This is a genomic window from Halomonas sp. TG39a (assembly GCF_000744395.1).
Taxonomy (GTDB): Bacteria; Pseudomonadota; Gammaproteobacteria; order Pseudomonadales; family Halomonadaceae; genus Vreelandella; species Vreelandella ventosae_B.
In genome coordinates, this window is sequence record NZ_JQLV01000002.1 from 361,304 (window position 1) to 380,583 (window position 19,280).

At 55.7% G+C, this 19,280-nt stretch carries 16 protein-coding genes and 5 tRNA genes; 15 read left to right on the forward strand and 6 right to left on the reverse strand.

Going from position 1 to position 19,280, the window contains the following annotated elements:
* Positions 1-296 precede the first annotated feature (296 nt).
* From U738_RS19810 to U738_RS19850, 9 genes are all read left to right on the forward strand, one after another.
* Complete coding sequence (locus U738_RS19810) at positions 297-2,060, forward strand: tetratricopeptide repeat protein (protein ID WP_172821664.1); 1,764 nt, start codon at positions 297-299, stop codon at positions 2,058-2,060.
* Positions 2,061-2,120: 60 nt separating this feature from the next.
* A complete protein-coding gene (lolB, locus tag U738_RS19815; RefSeq protein ID WP_035584530.1) occupies positions 2,121-2,780 on the forward strand; it encodes a lipoprotein insertase outer membrane protein LolB in 660 nt (219 codons plus the stop codon).
* 14 nt (positions 2,781-2,794) lie between these two features.
* The gene (gene ispE / locus U738_RS19820) at positions 2,795-3,649 is read left to right on the forward strand and encodes a 4-(cytidine 5'-diphospho)-2-C-methyl-D-erythritol kinase (RefSeq protein ID WP_035584533.1); all 855 of its coding nucleotides are present in this window, start codon (positions 2,795-2,797) and stop codon (positions 3,647-3,649) included.
* A gap of 115 nt (positions 3,650-3,764) precedes the next feature.
* A tRNA-Gln gene (locus U738_RS19825) sits at positions 3,765-3,839 on the forward strand.
* A gap of 58 nt (positions 3,840-3,897) precedes the next feature.
* Positions 3,898-4,839, forward strand: a complete 942-nt coding sequence (locus U738_RS19830; RefSeq protein WP_009287569.1) for a ribose-phosphate pyrophosphokinase — start codon at positions 3,898-3,900, stop codon at positions 4,837-4,839.
* 96 nt (positions 4,840-4,935) lie between these two features.
* Complete coding sequence (locus tag U738_RS19835; protein WP_035584536.1) at positions 4,936-5,577, forward strand: 50S ribosomal protein L25/general stress protein Ctc; 642 nt, start codon at positions 4,936-4,938, stop codon at positions 5,575-5,577.
* Positions 5,578-5,750: 173 nt separating this feature from the next.
* Positions 5,751-6,350, forward strand: a complete 600-nt coding sequence (gene pth / locus U738_RS19840) for an aminoacyl-tRNA hydrolase (protein ID WP_035584538.1) — start codon at positions 5,751-5,753, stop codon at positions 6,348-6,350.
* 77 nt (positions 6,351-6,427) lie between these two features.
* A complete protein-coding gene (ychF, locus tag U738_RS19845) occupies positions 6,428-7,519 on the forward strand; it encodes a redox-regulated ATPase YchF (protein WP_035584541.1) in 1,092 nt (363 codons plus the stop codon).
* 76 nt (positions 7,520-7,595) lie between these two features.
* A tRNA-Met gene (locus tag U738_RS19850) sits at positions 7,596-7,672 on the forward strand.
* 89 nt (positions 7,673-7,761) lie between these two features.
* Here U738_RS19850 and U738_RS19855 read toward each other — a convergent pair.
* Positions 7,762-9,081 carry a M18 family aminopeptidase gene (locus U738_RS19855; protein WP_035584542.1) on the reverse strand — a complete coding sequence of 440 codons (1,320 nt, stop codon included), beginning with the start codon at positions 9,079-9,081 and terminating at the stop codon, positions 7,762-7,764.
* A 138-nt stretch (positions 9,082-9,219) separates the two neighbouring features.
* Between U738_RS19855 and U738_RS19860 the strand changes: the two genes are divergently transcribed.
* Entirely contained in the window at positions 9,220-11,331 is a 2,112-nt protein-coding gene (locus tag U738_RS19860; RefSeq protein ID WP_035584544.1) for a carboxy terminal-processing peptidase, read from the forward strand.
* A gap of 85 nt (positions 11,332-11,416) precedes the next feature.
* On the opposite strand, the gene U738_RS19865 is transcribed toward U738_RS19860, so the two are convergent.
* The 4 genes from U738_RS19865 to U738_RS19880 all read right to left on the reverse strand — a co-directional run bounded on the left by U738_RS19865 (position 11,417) and on the right by U738_RS19880 (position 12,288).
* Positions 11,417-11,782, reverse strand: a complete 366-nt coding sequence (locus U738_RS19865) for a metalloregulator ArsR/SmtB family transcription factor (protein WP_035584546.1) — start codon at positions 11,780-11,782, stop codon at positions 11,417-11,419.
* Between the two features lie 163 nt (positions 11,783-11,945).
* Positions 11,946-12,021, reverse strand: a tRNA-Asn gene (locus U738_RS19870).
* Positions 12,022-12,083: 62 nt separating this feature from the next.
* Positions 12,084-12,159: transfer RNA gene (locus tag U738_RS19875), tRNA-Asn, on the reverse strand.
* 53 nt (positions 12,160-12,212) lie between these two features.
* Positions 12,213-12,288, reverse strand: a tRNA-Asn gene (locus U738_RS19880).
* A gap of 198 nt (positions 12,289-12,486) precedes the next feature.
* Here U738_RS19880 and miaB point away from each other — a divergent pair.
* From miaB to lnt, 5 genes are all read left to right on the forward strand, one after another.
* Complete coding sequence (gene miaB, locus U738_RS19885) at positions 12,487-13,830, forward strand: tRNA (N6-isopentenyl adenosine(37)-C2)-methylthiotransferase MiaB (RefSeq protein WP_035584548.1); 1,344 nt, start codon at positions 12,487-12,489, stop codon at positions 13,828-13,830.
* Between the two features lie 85 nt (positions 13,831-13,915).
* Entirely contained in the window at positions 13,916-14,995 is a 1,080-nt protein-coding gene (locus U738_RS19890; RefSeq protein ID WP_035584551.1) for a PhoH family protein, read from the forward strand.
* Positions 14,992-15,495: an rRNA maturation RNase YbeY gene (gene ybeY, locus U738_RS19895; protein WP_442905711.1), complete on the forward strand. Its 504-nt coding sequence runs from the start codon at positions 14,992-14,994 to the stop codon at positions 15,493-15,495. The genes U738_RS19890 and ybeY overlap by 4 nt, the downstream gene beginning before the upstream one ends.
* A gap of 122 nt (positions 15,496-15,617) precedes the next feature.
* The gene (locus tag U738_RS19900) at positions 15,618-16,517 is read left to right on the forward strand and encodes an HlyC/CorC family transporter (RefSeq protein ID WP_035584554.1); all 900 of its coding nucleotides are present in this window, start codon (positions 15,618-15,620) and stop codon (positions 16,515-16,517) included.
* A gap of 64 nt (positions 16,518-16,581) precedes the next feature.
* Positions 16,582-18,063: an apolipoprotein N-acyltransferase gene (gene lnt, locus U738_RS19905; protein ID WP_035584556.1), complete on the forward strand. Its 1,482-nt coding sequence runs from the start codon at positions 16,582-16,584 to the stop codon at positions 18,061-18,063.
* Positions 18,064-18,174: 111 nt separating this feature from the next.
* Here lnt and U738_RS19910 read toward each other — a convergent pair whose 3' ends face one another.
* Entirely contained in the window at positions 18,175-19,236 is a 1,062-nt protein-coding gene (locus U738_RS19910; protein ID WP_035584559.1) for an NAD(P)-dependent alcohol dehydrogenase, read from the reverse strand.
* Positions 19,237-19,280 lie beyond the last annotated feature (44 nt).

Sequence of the window (19,280 nt, forward strand, 5' to 3'; positions counted from 1 at the left end):
TGATAAGTGGCTACACCGTCAATTAGAGCTTGCTAAAACAAGTCTTTGGTGTGGTTTCAGCACAACCCACAAGTAAGCTGTCGTAAGTAGGCATAAAGTTTGCTGACCACCTTTTCAAGGAGGAACATTCTATCACAGCAGGCTATCATCTGGCCCACACCACTTTGCCGCAGGCAGGCAAGCCGCTATGCTGGGCATTCGGCCACTTAATCGAGAGACGCATGCGACCTCGCTTTACATTATCAGGCCCTGCATTCAAGGGTTTTAACTGTTCGGGCTTCCCACTAGTGGGCGCGATGCTCCGGCATTCGGCGCTGCTACCCGTGGCCGCCTCTGCTGCTCTGCTGCTAAGCGGCTGCCAATCCACGCCTAGCACACAGGACGGCCCCCTCGGCACCTGGGCCGATGATCCGATGCGCAATGCACCGCCGATCACCCGTGGGCTGGATGCCGCTGGGCTCAGTACGCTACTCGGCGCCGAACTTGCTGGCCAGCGCGGTGATTACCGCTACGCAAGCCAGGGCTACCTGGACGCGGCGAAGCGCTATCGCGAGCCAGCACTTGCCGAGCGCGCCACCTTCGCGGCCCGCTTTGGCAATGAAACCTCATTAATAGAGGCTTCGGCGCTGCGCTGGCGAGAGCTTGCCCCCCAGGCAGAAACCCCCAACCGGCTGCTGGCAGCTTTCTCGCTACAGCGCGGTGATTGGCTCGACAGCCTTGAGCAGCGCCTTGATATTGTTGAAGCTGGCGGCCACGGCGATGTCACCGCCTTTGCCGAAATCGCCGTGGCTGAAGAGGCGCCACTAACGTTAATCGCTCAGCAGCTGCGCGAGCATTTAGCCCGTCCCAATGCTGACCAACTGCCGCACCACAGCGATGTGCTGCTGGGCACCGCCTTGATCGAGGCTACCCTGGGCGATACCACGCTTGCCCAGCGACGGCTTGATCAAGTCGAGTTACTCGACCCCGAATCCGCGGCGTTATGGCTGGTTAAAGCGCGCTTGGCACTGGAGGTTGAGGATTACTCAACCGCCCAACGCGCGGCCCAACAAGGGCTAGAACTTGCGCCTGACGATGTACGTTTTATCCTACTGCTGGCCCAGGCGGAAATTCGCCTTAACAATATTAGTGCCGCTGAAGTTCAAACCGATGCACTACTCGCAAGCCACGGCGGCAATCAGGATCTGCGCTTATCGCTAGCCCAACTCTATTTGGAAGAGGGGCACCCTGAACCAGCGCAACGCTTGCTGCAGCCGCTAATCGGCCAACCCGAAGTGCCGGATTTAGCCTATTACCTACTTGGCGCCATCACTCAAGCGCAAGGCGATACCGATAATGCGCTGCTTTATTATCGCCAAGTCAGCGAAGGCAGTGAATTTTTGCCCGCTCGCGCAGCTGCGGCGCAGATGCTGATTGAGGAAGACCGCCTGCTGGATGCTCGCGCCTTCCTGCGCATTGAGCGGATGCGCTTTGATAATTACTTTACCGAATTGGTGATGCTCGAAGTTCAATTGCTGGACGACATCAATCAGCCTGCGGACGCTAATGCGCTATTAGACCGTGAAATTAGCCGTACCCCTGATGACACATCGCTACTTTATATGCGCGCCATGCGGCACTGGGAAGCAGGCGACATTGCGGGAATGGAGCAGGATTTACGCCAGATATTGAGCACTGAACCTAACAATGCTGAAGCGCTCAATGCGCTGGGCTACACACTGGCCGACCTTAACTTGCCAGGACGTTTACAAGAAGCCTTTGCGCTGATTGAGCGCGCTTACGAGGCCGACCCGGACAATCCCGCCGTACTTGACAGCATGGGCTGGGTTTACTTCCGAATGGGACAGCCTGAAGAAGCGCTACCCTGGCTTGAAAGTGCTTACTCACAGCTACCGGATCAGGAAGTTGCCGCGCATCTCGCCGAAGTGCTGAAAGCGCTGGGGCGTGACGACGAGGCGCGCCAACTGATCCAGCAAATCACGCAACGAACGAGCCAACATCCGCTGATCGACGAGCTACTGGAACGCTACCCTGAACTAACGCCGCCAGAGACACCCTAACTCTGCGAACCACACTCTTTAAGCGCATTGCGCCGTAACTACCTAACATGGAGCCTGTTTATGTTGACACTGACGTCCCCTTCCCGCCGCTGGCCACTAACACGACACTCTTCGCGCCTCTGGCTTGCCGGTTTCGCGCTACTCTTACTCGCAGGGTGTGCCTCCCAAGGCCCCATGGATGAAAGTGGTCGTCAAGCAGGCCAGTGGGAACGCCAGCAGGCTGATGTAGAGGCATTCGATACCTGGACACTGGTCGGCAAAGCTGGCTTGCGCACTTCTCAAGAGAACATTAGCGCCAACCTGGATTGGAATCAGACCCCCTACTATTTCCGCATGCTGATTAGCGGGCCGTTTGGCGGCGGACGCAACGTGCTTGAGGGCCGTGAAGGGCGTTTCTCACTCTCAAATAGCGATGGCCGTTTTGAAGCAGAAACGCCAGAAGCACTAATGGAAGAGCAACTAGGCTGGGCTCTACCCGTCAGCGCCATGCCCGATTGGGTGCGTGGCCTTCCCGGTGAGCCCGACAATGACAACACCAGCAGTTACCAGCTAGAAACCGATGAACTGGGCTTTCCCAGCCATCTGAAACAAGACGGTTGGGAAATTGACTATCGCGACTGGGAAAAAGTCGACGACCTGTGGCTACCGCGCCGCATGGTCATGAACTACGACGACGTTCGCATTACGCTGGTGGTTAATCAGTGGCAAGCAAGCGAGTAAGGGGCATCGTTTAAATGAACGCCCCATTAACGCTTCCCGCACCGGCCAAGCTTAACCGCATGCTGCATATCGTGGGCCGTCGTGCAGACGGCTACCACGCGTTGCAAACGCTATTTCAGTTTATCGATCTCTGCGACCACCTGACGCTTACTCCCCGCGATGACGGGGAGATTCTGCTAACAAGCGAGGTGAGCGGCGTTAACCACGATGACAATTTGGTCATGCGTGCTGCACAGTTATTGCAACGCCATAGCAGCACCCCACTAGGGGCTTCACTTACGATTGAAAAGCAGCTGCCTATGGGAGGTGGCTTGGGCGGCGGTAGCTCCAACGCCGCCACCACGTTAGTGGGGCTTAACCACCTTTGGCAGCTCAATCTACCGCTTGACGAATTAGCCCACCTGGGGCTAGAGCTTGGGGCCGATGTGCCGGTGTTTGTACACGGCCATAGCGCCTGGGCCGAAGGGGTTGGCGAGCAGCTCACGGCGGTAACACTAGATACGCCATGGTTTGTGATTATTCACCCTGGGATTAGCGTCTCTACACCTGCGGTGTTCCAAGACCCGCAATTGACACGTGACAGCCGCCCCATTACTATGGCGCGCGCACTGCAGGGGGGAGCGCCGGGGTGGCGCAATGACTGTGAAGCCGTCGTAAAGGAACGCTATCCGCCAGTGGCGGAAGCCCTTCACTGGCTCGCGCAGCACGCACCCAGTCGGTTGACCGGCACGGGGGCATGTCTGTTTGCTGCTTTCGAAACACAGCAAGCGGCGCAAGCAACCGCGCAATTAGCGGGGCAACGCTGGCCGACATGGGTAGCACGCGGACTCAACACCTCCCCCCTACATGATGCTCTGGGCTGTTTATAATCCCGCTCTGGGCTGTTTATAATCCCGCTCTGGGCAGTTTATAGTCCCGCTCTGGGCTATTTACAGTCCCGCTCTGGGCAGTTAAAAGCGCCCGGTCAGCGCGTTAGGTTATTGCTGGGGTATCGCCAAGTGGTAAGGCACCGCTTTTTGGTAGCGGCATTCCCAGGTTCGAATCCTGGTACCCCAGCCAACCCAACAATGGCCTGCGTTTTTACCCCTGATTCCCAACACTGCAAAGGTGGCTGCGCGTGTCAAAATTGATGGTTTTCGCCGGGAATGCTAATCCCGCACTCGCTCAAAAAATTGCCGAGAGCTTAGACAGCCGTATGGGTAACGCTACGGTGGGTCAATTCAGCGACGGCGAAATCGCAGTCGAGATCAATGAGAACGTGCGCGGTAAGGATGTCTTCATCCTGCAATCCACCTGTGCACCGACCAACGACAATCTGATGGAGTTGATTCTGATGGTCGACGCCCTGCGTCGCGCCTCGGCAACTCGCATCACAGCGGTACTGCCCTACTTTGGCTACGCCCGCCAGGATCGCCGTGTGCGCTCCGCACGGGTGCCGATATCCGCCAAAGTAGTGGCGGACATGATGGTTAAAGCAGGCGTTGACCGCGTGATGACCATGGATCTACACGCGGATCAGATCCAAGGCTTCTTTGATGTCCCGGTTGACAACGTCTACGGCTCGCCCATCCTGCTGGATGATATCGAACGTCAGAATTACAGCGACCTTGTCGTCGTTTCCCCTGATGTTGGCGGCGTTGTACGTGCCCGTGCTATTGCCAAACAGCTGAATGCCGATCTCGCCATTATCGATAAGCGTCGCCCCCAGGCTAACCAAGCCCAGGTAATGCATATCATCGGCGAGATTGAAGGCCGCACCTGTGTTGTGGTCGACGATATGATCGATACCGCAGGCACGCTGTGCAAAGCCGGTGAAGCGCTTAAAGACCACGGTGCCAAACGCGTAGTGGCCTATGCGACACACCCGATTTTGTCAGGCCCAGCGGTCGATAATATTACCAACTCCGTACTGGATGAAGTGGTGGTGACCGACACCATCCCGCTATCTGACGTTGCCCGTCGTAGCGGCAAAATTCGCCAGTTGAGCGTTGCGGGCCTGATCGCGGAAGCAATTCGCCGGGTCAGCAACGAAGAATCTGTCAGCGCGATGTTCCACTAACCGCCTGACGATACAGCCCCCTTTTGGGGCCACGGAAGCGCTGTCGTCTGGTCGCGGTCGGCAGCGTATTCCTTACTTTAACTAAGAGGCAATTCCATGTCTGATTTTATCCTGAAAGCCAGCGTTCGTAACGACCTGGGGAAAGGTGCGAGCCGCCGCCTGCGTCGTGCGAACCAGCAAGTGCCGGCCGTTGTATACGGTGGCGAGAAAGGCGCGCAGTCTATCTCCGTAGAAAAAACCGCTTTCTACAAAGCGATTGAAGACGAGTCTTTCTTCTCCTCGGTCATCAAACTGATGATCGAAGGCAAAGAAGAGCAAGTCGTTGTTCGTGATCTGCAGCGTCACCCCTTCAAGCCGCTGCTGACCCACGCCGACTTCCTGCGCGTTGATGCGACTCACGAAATCACCATGAACGTGCCGCTGCACGTGACGGGCGAAGAGACGTGTGTTGGTATCAAAGACCAAGGTGGTGAACTGCACGTACTGGCCAACGAAGTTGCCATCAGCTGCTTGCCGAAAGACCTGCCTGACTATCTGGAAGTCGATATCAGTGCACTAGAACTCGGCACTACGCTGCACCTGTCTGACCTTACCCTACCGGCTGGCGTCACCTCGGTTGACCTGTCCCACGGTGAAGAGCACGACAATGCAGTACTCAGCATCACCAAAGTAAAAGTGCGTGTTGAAGAAGATGAAGACGGTGAAAGCGAAGGTGAAGAAGACACCAGCGCCGAGTAATCACTCCCCGTTAAACATCCCATAGGGTCATGCCTGCATGACCCTTGCGATGCGAAGATGATGTTAGAATCAAGCGCCTCGGCGCTTGATTTTTTTTAGCGCCGTCGCTGGCGCAGCGTCAACCGTCTTCTAGGTAATGTTGGTCTTCTGGATATTCTGTACGAGGTGGGAAGATGAGCCAGGTAACAGCCATTATTGGATTAGGTAACCCCGGCGCAGAGTATGCCGCCACGCGCCATAACGCCGGCTTCTGGCTAGTAGACGCTATTGCGCAAAGCGCCCATGCAGAGCTGCGCCCGGAAAAAAAGTTTTTCGGCCACTACGCAAAGGTGCGCCTAGGCGACCATGAGCTGCACCTGCTCAACCCCGCCACCTTTATGAATCGCAGTGGTGCCGCGGTAGCCGCCTTGAGCCAGTTCTTCAAGCTTGCCCCTGAAAACCTGCTGGTCGCCCACGACGAGCTCGACCTCCCCCCCGGCCAAGCACGCTACAAAACCGGCGGCGGGCACGGTGGCCACAACGGCCTGCGCGACATTATCAGCGCCCTAGGCGGTGAGAAGCAGTTTCACCGGGCACGGATTGGCATTGGCCACCCCGGCGAAGCTCGCCAAGTCACGAACTATGTATTGGGGCGGCCCGGCAAGAGCGAACACGAAGCCATCGTTCGCGCCCTGGATGAATGCGTCGCCACACTACCTTTAGCGCTCGCTGGCGACTGGGCCAAAGCCATGAATCAACTACACAGCTTAAAACCCGACGCGTTAAGTCGGTAGCTGCCAGCTAGCTCATCTCGTAGAATGGCGGTTACGTTTACACCCTCTTTTCAAGAACATTTTCTCAGGAACATTTTATGGGTTTCAATTGCGGCATCGTCGGTCTACCCAACGTCGGTAAGTCCACGTTATTCAATGCCCTGACCAAGTCAGGCATCGATGCAGAGAACTTCCCCTTCTGCACCATTGAGCCGAACGTGGGTATCGTTCCGATGCCGGATCCGCGACTTGATAAGCTCGCCGAAATCGTCAAGCCGCAAAAAGTACTGCCCACGACCATGGAGTTCGTCGATATTGCCGGCTTGGTCGCCGGGGCCTCCAAAGGCGAAGGTTTGGGCAATAAATTCCTGGCCAATATTCGTGAAACCCAGGCGATAGCCCATGTGGTGCGCTGCTTCGATAACGACAACGTTATCCACGTAGCCAACCAGGTCGACCCCCGTGCCGATATCGAAACAATCAATTTAGAGTTGGCGCTTGCGGACCTTGATACCGTCGAAAAAGCTAGCCAGCGCTTGGTTCGCTCAGTAAAAGGCGGCGACAAAGACGCGATAGCTACCAAGGCCATTCTGGATCGTATCCAGCCCCACGTTGCGGAAGGCTTGCCGCTACGGAGCTTTGGGTTAAGCGATGATGAGCAACGCCAAGTGAAAAGCTTCGGTTTTTTGACCCTGAAACCGACCATGTATATCGCTAACGTCAACGAAGACGGTTTTGAGAACAATCCCTACTTGGATATTGTGAATGAAATCGCCGCTGAAGAAGGCGCCCTGGTGGTGCCCGTGTGCAACCAGCTGGAAGCCGAAATCGCCGAGCTGGATGACGAAGAGCGCTCGATGTTTTTAAGCGAGATGGGCATGGATGAGCCAGGCCTTGATCGCGTGATTCGCGCGGGCTACTCACTGCTGGGTCTGCAAACCTACTTCACGGCCGGTGTTAAAGAAGTGCGCGCCTGGACAGTCAAAGAGGGCGCCACAGCCCCAGAAGCCGCTGGCGTGATTCACACCGATTTTCAAAAAGGCTTTATCCGCGCCGAAGTGGTCGCCTATGAGGATTTTGTATCGCTAGGCGGCGAGCAGGGCGCTAAAGATGCTGGCAAGTGGCGCTTGGAAGGCAAAGAGTACATTGTCAAAGACGGCGATGTGGTGCACTTCCGTTTTAATGTGTAAACGGCAGTCCTTATACGAACAGTAATAAAACATTGACGAAAGGCGGGGTTATCAGTATCATTCGCCCCCGTTGAAAGGCTACGTAGCTCAGCTGGTTAGAGCACATCACTCATAATGATGGGGTCCCCTGTTCAAATCAGGGCGTAGCCACCAACGACGTATTTAAGAACATCCGCACTTAAGAACATAGAAAAGCCCGCCGACCTTGTCAGCGGGCTTTTTGTTTATGTGCGGCAGAGGGATCAGTTCAGCTTTGCACGATTTAAGAACCCTACCAGCGCGCGGGTTAGATACTCGACATCTTGAGTGCCAGCGGTTTCCCGAATCGAATGCATCGCCCATTGAGGCACCCCTACATCAATGGTGGGCACCCCCAACTCAGTAGCGGTGATCGGGCCTATCGTACTTCCGCAGCCCATATCCGCCCGGGTAACAAACGCCTGCACGGGAACGTCCGCCTCTCGGCATACATCGCGAAACAGCGCGCCCGTCACGCTATTGGTAGCGTAGCGCTGGCTCGCATTCACCTTGATGACCGGGCCGCCGTTAATCGCCGGGCCATGGCGCTCATCGTGCTTATCGCGAAAGTTAGGGTGTAACGCGTGGGCGTTATCGCAAGAGATCATCAACGACGATTGAATCAGCTGAATGAGCGATTCTTCACTTCCTATTTCACTCCCCCTGCCGCCGACTTGAGCATTAATGCGCCTCAGCACATCCGCCAAGAAAGGGCCTTGGGCACCACAGGCGCTGGCACTGCCGACTTCCTCATGGTCATTGGCTACCAGCAACGCGCCTTGACTGCCGTCGCAATCCAGAAGCGCTTCTAAACCAATGAAGCAGGAAAGCAGGTTATCCAACCGCGCGCTGGCCACCAGCTCTTGCTTAACACCAACCAGTGACGGCGACTGAACATCGTAAAAGCCTAATTCAAAATCAACCACTTCCACTGCCCGCAGGCCGTGCTGCTCTTCCAACCACTGGGCCAGCAACTCGGCTAGCGTCGCCGTTTCGCTCTGCATTAACACTGGCGCCATTTGCGTCTGCGGATTCAGCGGGCGGCCACTATTCACGTCCCGATCAAGGTGAATCGCCAGGCTCGGCACCATGGCAATCGCCCGGTCGACATTGAGCAATACGCTTTCCAGATGGCCGTCGGCATGGCGCACATGCACCCGCCCAGCCAACCCCAGGTCACGGTCAAACCACGGCGCCAATAAAACACCGCCGTATACTTGCACGCCTAATTGCAGCCAACCCGCTGAGCATTGAGTGGCATTAGGCTTTAGATGCAACCCCGGGCTATCAGTGTGGGCACCGATCATACGCAGCGCGGTTAATTCAGACTCAGGCAGTTGAAACGCAATAATCGCAGAGTCATTCCGGGTAACGTAGTAGCGCTTGCCCGGCGTGAGCTGCCAATTAGCCCTCTCTTCCAGTCGCTGAAAGCCGGCTTGCTCCAATCGCGCAGCCATATTGCCCGCCGCATGCCACGGAGTTGGTGATTGGCGCAGAAAATCGCATAACCGCGTTAAACGATCAGCGTTGAAAGTCTCCGACATGGAAATCCTCATAACAGTAATGATTGAGTCTCATAGTGCAAGTGACCTGCTACAATACTCCCTCGACCTACGCAACTCATGGGTCATATGCGGGTCTAGGGAAGAATGAGTGTACACAAATCCGGGAGAGCTTGACTGATGAGCTTGTTTGCAACGCTTTCGCGTTCGGTCGCCCTGGCTGTCATGCTGGTCATCACCAGCCCAGCCGCCTTAGCGCAACTTGAACCGACCGATGAACAACGCCAGGCGGCAGTGGAAATTGCGGACTCGCTCCGCTACGGCCACTATGCTGATATTACTTTTGACGAAGCGTGGTCGCAGGATGCCTTCCAACGCTATCTGGACATCCTGGATGGCCAGCGCGCCTACCTGCTGCGCAGCGACATCGAGCCTTATCGCCACTTAGAGACGAGCATGGCCGACGCCCTTTTCAATGGCGAGCTGGATGATGCCTTCAACCTCTACAACAGCTTCAGTGACCGACAGCGAGCGCGCCTTGAGTCACTACTTGCGCAGCTTGATGAAGGCCTGAACTTTGACTTTGATAGCAACGAGCGCCTAGAGATTGATCGTGAGGAGGCCCCCTGGGCATCCCGGCAAAGCGAACTCGACGAGTTATGGCGCAAACGGCTCAAAAACGATGCTTTAACGCTGGCCTTAACCGATCTGGATAACGAACAGATTGAAACCAATCTGCGCCAGCGCTACGAAGGCCAATTGACGCGGCTGGAGCAAACCGAATCTGAGGACGTGTTTGGCGTCCTGATGGCGGCCGTCACTAGCAGCATCGACCCACATACAGGCTACCTCTCCCCCCGCCAGGGCGAATCCTTTGATATCCAGATGAGCCTCTCTCTTGAAGGCATTGGCGCCCTGCTTCAATCAGATGGCGAGTACGTAAAAGTCTCCAGCCTAGTACCCGGCGGCCCGGCAGAACGCGCAGGCGTATTGGAACCCGCTGACCGAATCATCGCCGTGGGCCAGGAAGAGGGCGAGATGGTCAATGTGGTCGGCATGCGCCTGGACAACGTGGTGGACCTGATTCGCGGCCCCAAAGACTCGGTTGTCCGCTTGGATGTGGTACCCGCCCAAGCGGTGGATACAACACGGTCGCAGATAGTTGAGATCACCCGCGATACCGTTAGCCTTGAAGACCAGGCAGCCAGCAGCGAAGTCATTGAAGTTGAACGCAACGGCGAACCTCACCGCCTAGGGGTGATTAACATCCCAACGTTCTACGTCGATTTTGATGCCTGGCAAGCGGGTGAAGAGGAGTATCGCAGTACTACCCGCGATGTCGCCAAAGAAGTCGAGCGCCTTAAAGAAGAGGGCGTGGAAGGTATCGTGCTTGACCTGCGCAACAACGGCGGCGGCGCGCTGCAGGAAGCCAATTCGCTCATTGGCCTGTTTATTGACCGCGGCCCTACCGTACAGGTACGCGATGCACAGGGGCGTATTCAGCTCTATGGCGACAGCGAAGCAGGTACGCTCTATGACGGCCCACTAGGCGTGCTGGTCAATCGCCTCTCCGCTTCTGCTTCTGAGATTTTTGCGGGGGCGATTCAAGACTACGGTCGCGGCCTTGTTCTGGGCACGCAAACCTTCGGCAAAGGCACCGTGCAAACCCTGAACGAACTGAGCCATGGGCAGATTAAACTGACCCGCGCCAAGTTCTATCGCATCTCTGGCGACAGCACCCAGAACCGTGGTGTTGAGCCGGACATTCACTTCCCGACGCTGATTGACCCCGAACGTATTGGCGAAAGCAGTCTGGATAATGCGCTCGCCTGGGACAACGTTCAGGACGTTCAGTACCGTCGCTATGGCGAGCCGGAAACCGTGCTGGACAAACTGATTACCCAGCACGATACGCGCGCCGAGGATAATCCCAACTTCCGCTACCTGGAGCGCCAGTCCACACTGGCCCGTCAGTTACGCGAGCAGCACACCAGCGTTAGCCTAAATCGCGAACAGCGTAAGCGCGAAATGGAGGCCCAGGAAGCCGAGCAGCTCTCGCTGGAAAACCAACGCCGCCGCGCACTAGGGTTAGAAGAGTTGGATGAGTGGATGGACGCCCGAACAGATGTCACCGCGGGGCTCGCGGAAGAGACAGATGATGCAGAGGCATCGGCTGGAAACGAAGAGGACGAAGCACTAGCAGTTGATCGTGCCTACGTGCTTGAATCTGCTGAAGTCTTACTTGACTACGCCCACCTGCAAGATACTCAGCGGCTAGCAGCCAAACGCTAATGACACTCCATTAGACAATACGCTGAGTTCAAAAGCGCCGCCCCCTTCTCAGGGGGGCGGCGTTTTAGTTTCAACTGTTTTAGGTTCAGCATAGCGCAGCAAGGCGGGCAGGCCGATCGCCCATTTTGGTTAAGCGCTTAGTGAGCGCTGCCAACTGAACGGCACTGCCCTGGCTACCCGCGCGAATAATCTCAAGCGCCCAGGCAGGTAACTTGGGAGCAAGCCGGTAATAGACCCACTGCCCTTCGCGCTGATCACTTAACAGCCCACACTGGCGCAATTGAGCCAGGTGGCGCGATACTTTAGGCTGCGACTCCTGTAGCGCATGGGTCATTTCGCACACGCAAAGCTCTTGCTCTTGGGCGACCAGGAGCACCAGCATCAAACGAGTCTCATCGCTTAAACATTTAAATACTTGCAGCGCCTCGGGCGCGTTGACGTTGCCTACCATGAACTTCCCAAACCAATGGATGATCCGCGTAGTTTACGTCACTGGAGAGACTAACGTTAAGTGCCAAGCAAAATAGCTGGCAACTCCAATTAGCGCGCAAAATAGGAAAACCATTAGCATTTAGCTAACTGGCACTATTATAAAGAGAGGGAGTAAAACTAGATGGCTCCTCGAGCAGGACTCGAACCTGCGACCCAATGATTAACAGTCATTTGCTCTACCAACTGAGCTATCGAGGAACAACGCACTACCCAAAACGACGTGTCGAAAAGGCAGCTAAACAGACACTAGCAGCACAACTTGGCTCCTCGAGCAGGACTCGAACCTGCGACCCAATGATTAACAGTCATTTGCTCTACCAACTGAGCTATCGAGGAACGTTGTGGTGTTTAAAGCGAAGCCAGCCTGCTGATAAACATCAGCAAGTGATTGGCTCCTCGAGCAGGACTCGAACCTGCGACCCAATGATTAACAGTCATTTGCTCTACCAACTGAGCTATCGAGGAACTGCTCAAACACGGTGCGTAGTATACCCATAGAAACGTGAGGGTCAAGTATCGATTATGGATGAACGCTAGCCGCTGGTTTCTTCAATCCGTATAATGCAGCCACTAACGATAGCGGTTCGGACATCACCATTGCCGACCGCGCGATAATACTCCATTCATCCTCGTCCCCCGACGACTCATAGATGACAGGTACCGATGGCGAAGAAGCTCTTCATCAAAACGCACGGCTGCCAAATGAACGAGTACGACTCCTCCCGCATGGCGGATCTGCTCGGCGAATCTCACCAGCTCGAACTCACTGATAATGAGCGTGAAGCCGATGTCATTCTGTTAAACACCTGCTCGATTCGCGAAAAAGCGCAGGAGAAAGTTTTTCATCAGCTGGGACGCTGGAAAAAACTTAAGGACGCCAACCCGAACCTAGTGATTGGCGTTGGTGGCTGCGTGGCGAGCCAGGAAGGCGAAGCGATTCGCAAACGGGCGCCCCATGTCGATATGGTATTCGGGCCGCAAACCCTGCACCGCGTACCCTCGATGCTGGATGCCCGTGGCAATAACCAGATTGCAGCGGTGGATGTCACCTTTCCTGAAATCGAAAAGTTTGACCACCTGCCCAAGCCCTCCTCCGACGGTGCAACGGCGTTTGTGTCAATCATGGAAGGCTGCTCAAAGTACTGCACCTTCTGCGTGGTGCCCTATACCCGCGGCGAAGAGGTCTCGCGCCCCTTTGAGGCAGTAATGGATGAAGTCATCCATCTTTCCGACCAGGGCGTACGTGAGATCAACCTGTTGGGCCAGAACGTCAACGCCTACCGTGGCGAGAACCAGCTTGGCGATGAAATCGACTTGGCTGAGCTGATTGCCTGCGTGGCGGCGATTGACGGTATTGACCGTGTCCGCTTTACCACCTCGCACCCGGTAGAGTTTACTGACAGCCTAGTCGACGCCTTCGCCGACATTCCTGAGCTGGTAAGCCACCTGCATCTGCCGGTGCAGTCAGGTTCAGACCGCATTCTTAACGCAATGAAGCGGGGCCATACGGCGGCGGAGTACATTGAGAAGATGGAGCGTATCCGCGCGAACCGCCCGGATATCAGCTTTTCCTCTGACTTTATCATCGGCTTCCCTGGTGAAACAGAAGAGGATTTTGAGGCGACGATGAACCTGATTCATCAGATCGGCTTCGATCACTCGTTTAGCTTTGTTTATTCCGCACGCCCCGGCACCCCTGCCTCTGGCCTGCCGGATGAAACCCCGGAAAGCGTTAAAAAGCAGCGCCTGGCGATTCTACAAGAGCGGATTATTCAGCAAACTGCGCAAATTAGCCGTCGCATGGTAGGTAGCACACAGCGCGTACTGGTTAACGGCTTTTCGCCGCGAGACCCCGGCCAGCTCTCAGGGCGCACCGAAAATAACCGCGTGGTTAACTTCCGCGCTGCCAACCCCACCGAGCTGATCGGCTACTTTGTCGATGTAGAGATCACCGAAGCCTTCCCCAACTCGCTGCGCGGTGAGCTTGCCTCACCCGAGCGCTATTGATCGTTCTCTTATCACAGATCATTGCCCCGCTTCGGGCGGGGCAGTAAGCTGAACGATACATACACTAACGAGGGGTTCCCCACTCTTGAGCCAGCCAACACCTCAGGCCAATCGCATCATCACCTTAAGCCTTGAACCCAATGATCCGCAGCGCCTTGCTAGCCTTTGCGGCCAGCAGGACGAGCATTTAAAGCTGATTGAAAGCCGCCTGGAAGTGACGCTGCGCAATCGGGGCAATGTGTTTCAACTGGCGGGCCCCGCCAACCGCATTAAGGCAGCGGCCAATGTGTTGGAACACCTCTATCGCGAAACGGCATCGAGTGAGCTCGATGCCGACACCGTGCACCTATTCCTGCAAGAGTCAGGGCTTGAAGCGCTGGAAGAGGAAGAGGACGGCACCGGCAGCAGCGATGAAGTGATCATGCGCACACCGCGCACCATGATAAAGCCTCGTGGCCTCAACCAGCAGCGCTATGTGTCCAGCATCCGCGAACACGACATTAACTTTGGCGTTGGCCCTGCGGGCACGGGTAAGACCTACTTAGCTGTCGCTGCAGCGGTAGAAGCCCTTAACCAGCAGGAAGTTCGCCGTATCTTGCTGGTGCGCCCGGCAGTGGAAGCAGGTGAAAAGCTCGGTTTTCTACCCGGCGACCTTGCCCAGAAAATCGATCCTTATCTGCGCCCTCTGTACGACGCTTTGTACGAAATGATTGGTTTTGAACAAGTGGCAAAACTGATTGAGCGCCAGGTGATTGAGATTGCCCCTCTGGCCTACATGCGCGGTCGTACGCTCAATAACTCGTACATCATTCTGGATGAGAGCCAGAACACCACTCCTGAACAGATGAAAATGTTCCTGACCCGGATTGGTTTTGGCTCCACCGCGGTGATTACCGGCGACGTCACTCAGGTCGATCTACCTAAAGGCCAGCGCTCGGGGCTGATACAGGTGCTCGACGTCCTCAAAGACACACCGGGGATTGGCGTTACCCACTTTGCCGCCAAAGACGTCGTACGCCACCCCCTGGTTCAGCGCATTATCGAAGCCTACGATATATTCGAATCTAACCAGGAAGTGGAAGAGCGCGCCCAGCGCGAAGCGCGCCAGCAAGAGCGTGACGCACGCATGCAGGCACGTGAAGGTTCCTGGGATAGTTCGCGATGAGCGTGCCTTTGAACGACGCGACTATGGGCGATGCCAAGGAGGTCATCGTTGATCGTCAGGCGGCCATCAACGAACCCCAGCTACCCAGCTTGGCACAGCTCACCCACTGGGTGGGCTGCGTGTTTGCCCACCACCCTGACGATCAGCGCCTTGAAGTGACGATTCGCTTTGTGGATGAGCGTGAAAGCCAAACCCTCAACCGTGACTATCGCGGTAAAGATAGCACGACCAACGTGCTGTCATTTCCCTTTGAAGGCCCACCGGGTGTTGATTTACCGCTATTGGGCGACCTGGTGATTTGTCATGCTGTCGTGGCCAAAGAAGCCAGCGAGCAAAGCAAGCCGATTGAGCACCATTACGCCCATATGGTCGTGCATGGCATCCTGCATTTAATGGGCTACGATCATATTGACGATGAGGAAGCCGAAGAGATGGAGCAGTTCGAGCGCGAGCTGTTGGCCGAACTGAACATCCCGGATCCCTACTCTGACGACGTCTAAGCGCCTACAACTTTATTATTTGCTAGCGGCTGCGTTAAATCAGGTAACAATGAATCTGGTACTATCCCCCGCTTCAGTGATAAAACAGCTACTTGTCTGCCCGCAAACGAGAGAATTGACGCATGAGCGAAGACCGATCGAGCAACCCCAATCAAAAATCCTGGCTCGAGAAACTCTTTGGCGCCCTTTCCGGAGATAATGACGAACCCAGCTCGCGGGATGAGCTGATGACGTTTTTACGCCATACCGCAGGGAAATTAAAGCTGGATCAGGACGCCATCATGATCATTGAAGGGGCGCTTGAGATCAGCGATCAGCAGGTTCGTGAAGTGCTGATACCCCGCTCACAGGTTTCAGCCATCGCCCTGGATCAAACCAGCGACGGCTACCTACCGCTGATTCAGGAAACCGGCCACTCCCGCTACCCGGTGATTGGTGAAAACCTGGATGATATTAAAGGCATTCTGCTGGTCAAAGACCTGCTACCACTGCTCTCGCAAACCCAGGCCCAGCGTGACGCCTTCAAACTCGATGACATTTTGCGCCCGGCGATGTTTATCCCCGAATCAAAACGCCTTAACAGCCTGCTCAAAGAGTTTCGTGACACCCATAATCATATGGCGGTGGTGGTGGATGAATACGGCGGTACCGCTGGTATTATCACCATCGAAGATATTCTTGAACAGATCGTCGGCGACATCGAAGATGAGCACGATACCGACGAAGAGGACGATATCCGCGAGATTGAAAATGGCCGCTTTGCCATTCGCGCGCTAACCCCTATCGAAGACTTCAATGAACGCTTTGACACCGAGTTCTCTGACGAAGAGTTTGATACCGTTGGCGGCCTGGTGATGCAGCAGTTCGGCCATCTACCTCGGCGTGGTGAACACACCGTGCTTGGCGGCTGGCGGTTTGTGATCCTCAATGCCGACACCCGGCGCATTCGTCTGCTCGAAGCCTACCGCGACACCCGTGGTGGTGACGAAGAAGATGATGACCAGGAGAACAAGCCAGCCTAGGCGCATGGCGTCACGCTGCTCGCCCCCCACTCCCTCGTACCTTACCGACGATAGGTTTATCGCTATGGGTCTACCCCCCGCGTTTTTGTTACAGCTGCTTGCCGCCCTGGTGGCGGGCGGCTTCACCACCCTAACGGCCTCCCCTTTTGAACTTTGGTGGCTAGGCCCGGTGGCGATTGGTTTGCTCTATGTTGGCCTGCATACCTTAACCCCCGCCCAGGCGGCTCTTAAAGGGTGGCTATACGGCGTGGCGCTATTTGCCAGCGGCACCTCCTGGGTGTATGTCTCTATCCACGACTATGGCTATACCGGCGTACCGCTAGCGGTATTTCTAACCGCGCTGTTTGTCACTGTTCTGGCACTGTTTTTTGCCGGCACCTTCTGGCTATACCGGCGCTTCACCTCTGCCCGGCTGGCGTTTATCAGTTTTGCCGGTGCCTGGGTACTGGGCGAGGTACTGCGTACCTATCTGTTTACCGGCTTTCCTTGGCTGTTGCTGGGCTCGGGCTATGTCGACTCACCGCTAGCCGCCTGGGCGCCCGTTGGCGGCGTCTACCTGCTTTCGATGCTGGTCGCGCTTAGCGGCGTGCTTGGCGCTGAGCTATTGCTTCGTCGCCAGTGGTGGGCGCTTGCTCCTCTCGCGGCTATTTGGTTAATTCCGCTGGCATTGCCGCAGCTTTGGACCACACCCGTCAGCGACCCCACCCGTGTCGCCTTGCTGCAGGGCAACTTGCCTCAGCTGTCTAAGTGGACGCCAGAAGGCCAGCGTGAAGCCGCCAATACTTATAGCGAACTCACCCGCGAAGTCGCCGACGAGGTCGATCTGATCATATGGCCAGAAACCGCCCTACCGATGATGGAGACTCAGGCCCGCCCGGTATTAGAGCGGGTGCAAGCTAACCTGCCGCCCGACGTCGCCCTACTCACCGGCATTGTTCAGCGCGACGAACAAGAACGCTACTTCAATAGCGTGATTGGCATAGGCGACGTAGAGGGCAGCTACCAGAAAGAGCACCTAGTGCCCTTTGGCGAGTACCTGCCGCTGGAGAGCGTGCTACGAGGAGCGATTAATTTTTTCGATTTACCTATGTCGACATTCACCAAAGGTGAAACAGAACAAACACCGATGCAGGCCGCCGGGATAAATATTGGCAATGCGATCTGCTACGAGATTATTTACCCACAGTTGGTTGCCCGCCGCGCTCAAGACAGCGGGGTAATTATCACGGTCTCTAACGACACCTGGTTTGGCGCATCTATCGGCCCCCACCAGCACCTGCAGATGGCACGGCTTCGGGCGTTAGAGAACGGTCGCTATGTCGTGCGCGCTACCAGTAACGGGATTACTGCGATTATCGACCCTAATGGGCAAATTGTTGAACGTGCACCCCAGTTTGAAACCACAGCGCTGACCGGCGAGTTCTATGCTATGGAGGGCCTGACACCGTTCACCCGTTTGGGTAGTTGGCCTGCTTGGTTGCTGGCAGGCTTGATGCTGATACCGGGCGTAGTAGCCGCACGAGGCACACGTCAGGCGCGAAGCTGATAAAGCCGCGTACAAAATGGCCCGCGTCCTGAGTAGGACGCGGGCCATTTGTTTTATTAAGTGACTGCTCAGTAAAACACGCCTGCCTTGACTAGGCAGGCGTTCGGCAACTTAAGCGGCGCTATTTTTCAGCGTCGCCATATCAATCACGAAACGGTAGCGGACATCGCCTTTTTCCATGCGCTCAAAGCCTTCATTAATGTTGTTGATATCGAGCATTTCGATATCACAGGTAATGCCTTGATCGGCGCACAGCTTGAGTAGCTCTTCGGTCTCCGCAATACCACCGATTAATGAACCGGCAACCACACGGCGCTTAAAGACCAGGTTAAAGGCTTCAATGGCAGGCTCAATGGGCTCCAGCAAGCCGACAATGATGTGAGTTCCATCATACTTCAGCGATGTTAGGTAAGGGTTTAGATCGTGCTGGACAGGCACGGTGTCGAGCATAAAGTCGAAGGTTTCAGCGACGGCGTCCATCTGCGCCTGATCGCTAGAAACGACTACATGGTCAGCACCGTTACGCTTCGCTTCGTCAACTTTGGCATCGGAGCGGGTGAAAACGGTGACTTCAGCGCCCAATGCTTTCGCCAGTTTAACGCCCATATGGCCTAATCCGCCCATACCAATCACACCGACTTTATGGCCTTTACCCACGCCGTGATGCTTAAGCGGTGAATAAGTCGTCACACCGGCACACAGAATCGGCGCTGCTGAGGCTAAATCGATGCCGTCAGGCATTTGCAGCACAAAGTGCTCGCTCACCACGATAGAGTCAGAGTAGCCGCCCTGGGTCATGGTGCCATCTTGGCGGTCTTCACTGCCGTAGGTCATGGTGAAACCTTCCAGACAGTACTGCTCTACACCGTCTTTACAGGCCGCGCAGGAACGGCATGAATCCACCATGCAACCAACGCCTACCAAGTCACCGGCTTTAAAACGTGAGACTTTATCGCCAACAGAGGTCACCCGGCCGACTATTTCATGGCCAGGAACCACGGGGTATTGGCTCATGCCCCAGTCATTGCGGGCAAAATGCAAGTCACTGTGGCAGACACCACAGTAGAGAATCTCAATCGCTACGTCATCGGGGCGCGGCTGACGACGATCAAACGTAAAGGGCGCTAAGGGCTTATCGTTAGCAAATGCCGCATAAGATAATGCTTGGCTCATCGGTGAAACTCCTTATCATCAAAAGACTGCCGTATAAATCAGCA

Excerpts from the sequence above, each read along its gene's own strand:
- U738_RS19810 (WP_172821664.1), top strand. The coding sequence starts at position 297 with ATGCTCCGGCATTCGGCGCTGCTACCCGTGGCCGCCTCTGCTGCTCTG.
- lolB (WP_035584530.1), top strand. The coding sequence starts at position 2,121 with ATGTTGACACTGACGTCCCCTTCCCGCCGCTGGCCACTAACACGACAC.
- ispE (WP_035584533.1), top strand. The coding sequence starts at position 2,795 with ATGAACGCCCCATTAACGCTTCCCGCACCGGCCAAGCTTAACCGCATG.
- U738_RS19835 (WP_035584536.1), top strand. The coding sequence starts at position 4,936 with ATGTCTGATTTTATCCTGAAAGCCAGCGTTCGTAACGACCTGGGGAAA.
- pth (WP_035584538.1), top strand. The coding sequence starts at position 5,751 with ATGAGCCAGGTAACAGCCATTATTGGATTAGGTAACCCCGGCGCAGAG.
- ychF (WP_035584541.1), top strand. The coding sequence starts at position 6,428 with ATGGGTTTCAATTGCGGCATCGTCGGTCTACCCAACGTCGGTAAGTCC.
- U738_RS19855 (WP_035584542.1), bottom strand. The coding sequence starts at position 9,081 with ATGTCGGAGACTTTCAACGCTGATCGTTTAACGCGGTTATGCGATTTT.
- U738_RS19860 (WP_035584544.1), top strand. The coding sequence starts at position 9,220 with ATGAGCTTGTTTGCAACGCTTTCGCGTTCGGTCGCCCTGGCTGTCATG.
- U738_RS19865 (WP_035584546.1), bottom strand. The coding sequence starts at position 11,782 with ATGGTAGGCAACGTCAACGCGCCCGAGGCGCTGCAAGTATTTAAATGT.
- miaB (WP_035584548.1), top strand. The coding sequence starts at position 12,487 with ATGGCGAAGAAGCTCTTCATCAAAACGCACGGCTGCCAAATGAACGAG.
- ybeY (WP_442905711.1), top strand. The coding sequence starts at position 14,992 with ATGAGCGTGCCTTTGAACGACGCGACTATGGGCGATGCCAAGGAGGTC.
- U738_RS19900 (WP_035584554.1), top strand. The coding sequence starts at position 15,618 with ATGAGCGAAGACCGATCGAGCAACCCCAATCAAAAATCCTGGCTCGAG.
- lnt (WP_035584556.1), top strand. The coding sequence starts at position 16,582 with ATGGGTCTACCCCCCGCGTTTTTGTTACAGCTGCTTGCCGCCCTGGTG.
- U738_RS19910 (WP_035584559.1), bottom strand. The coding sequence starts at position 19,236 with ATGAGCCAAGCATTATCTTATGCGGCATTTGCTAACGATAAGCCCTTA.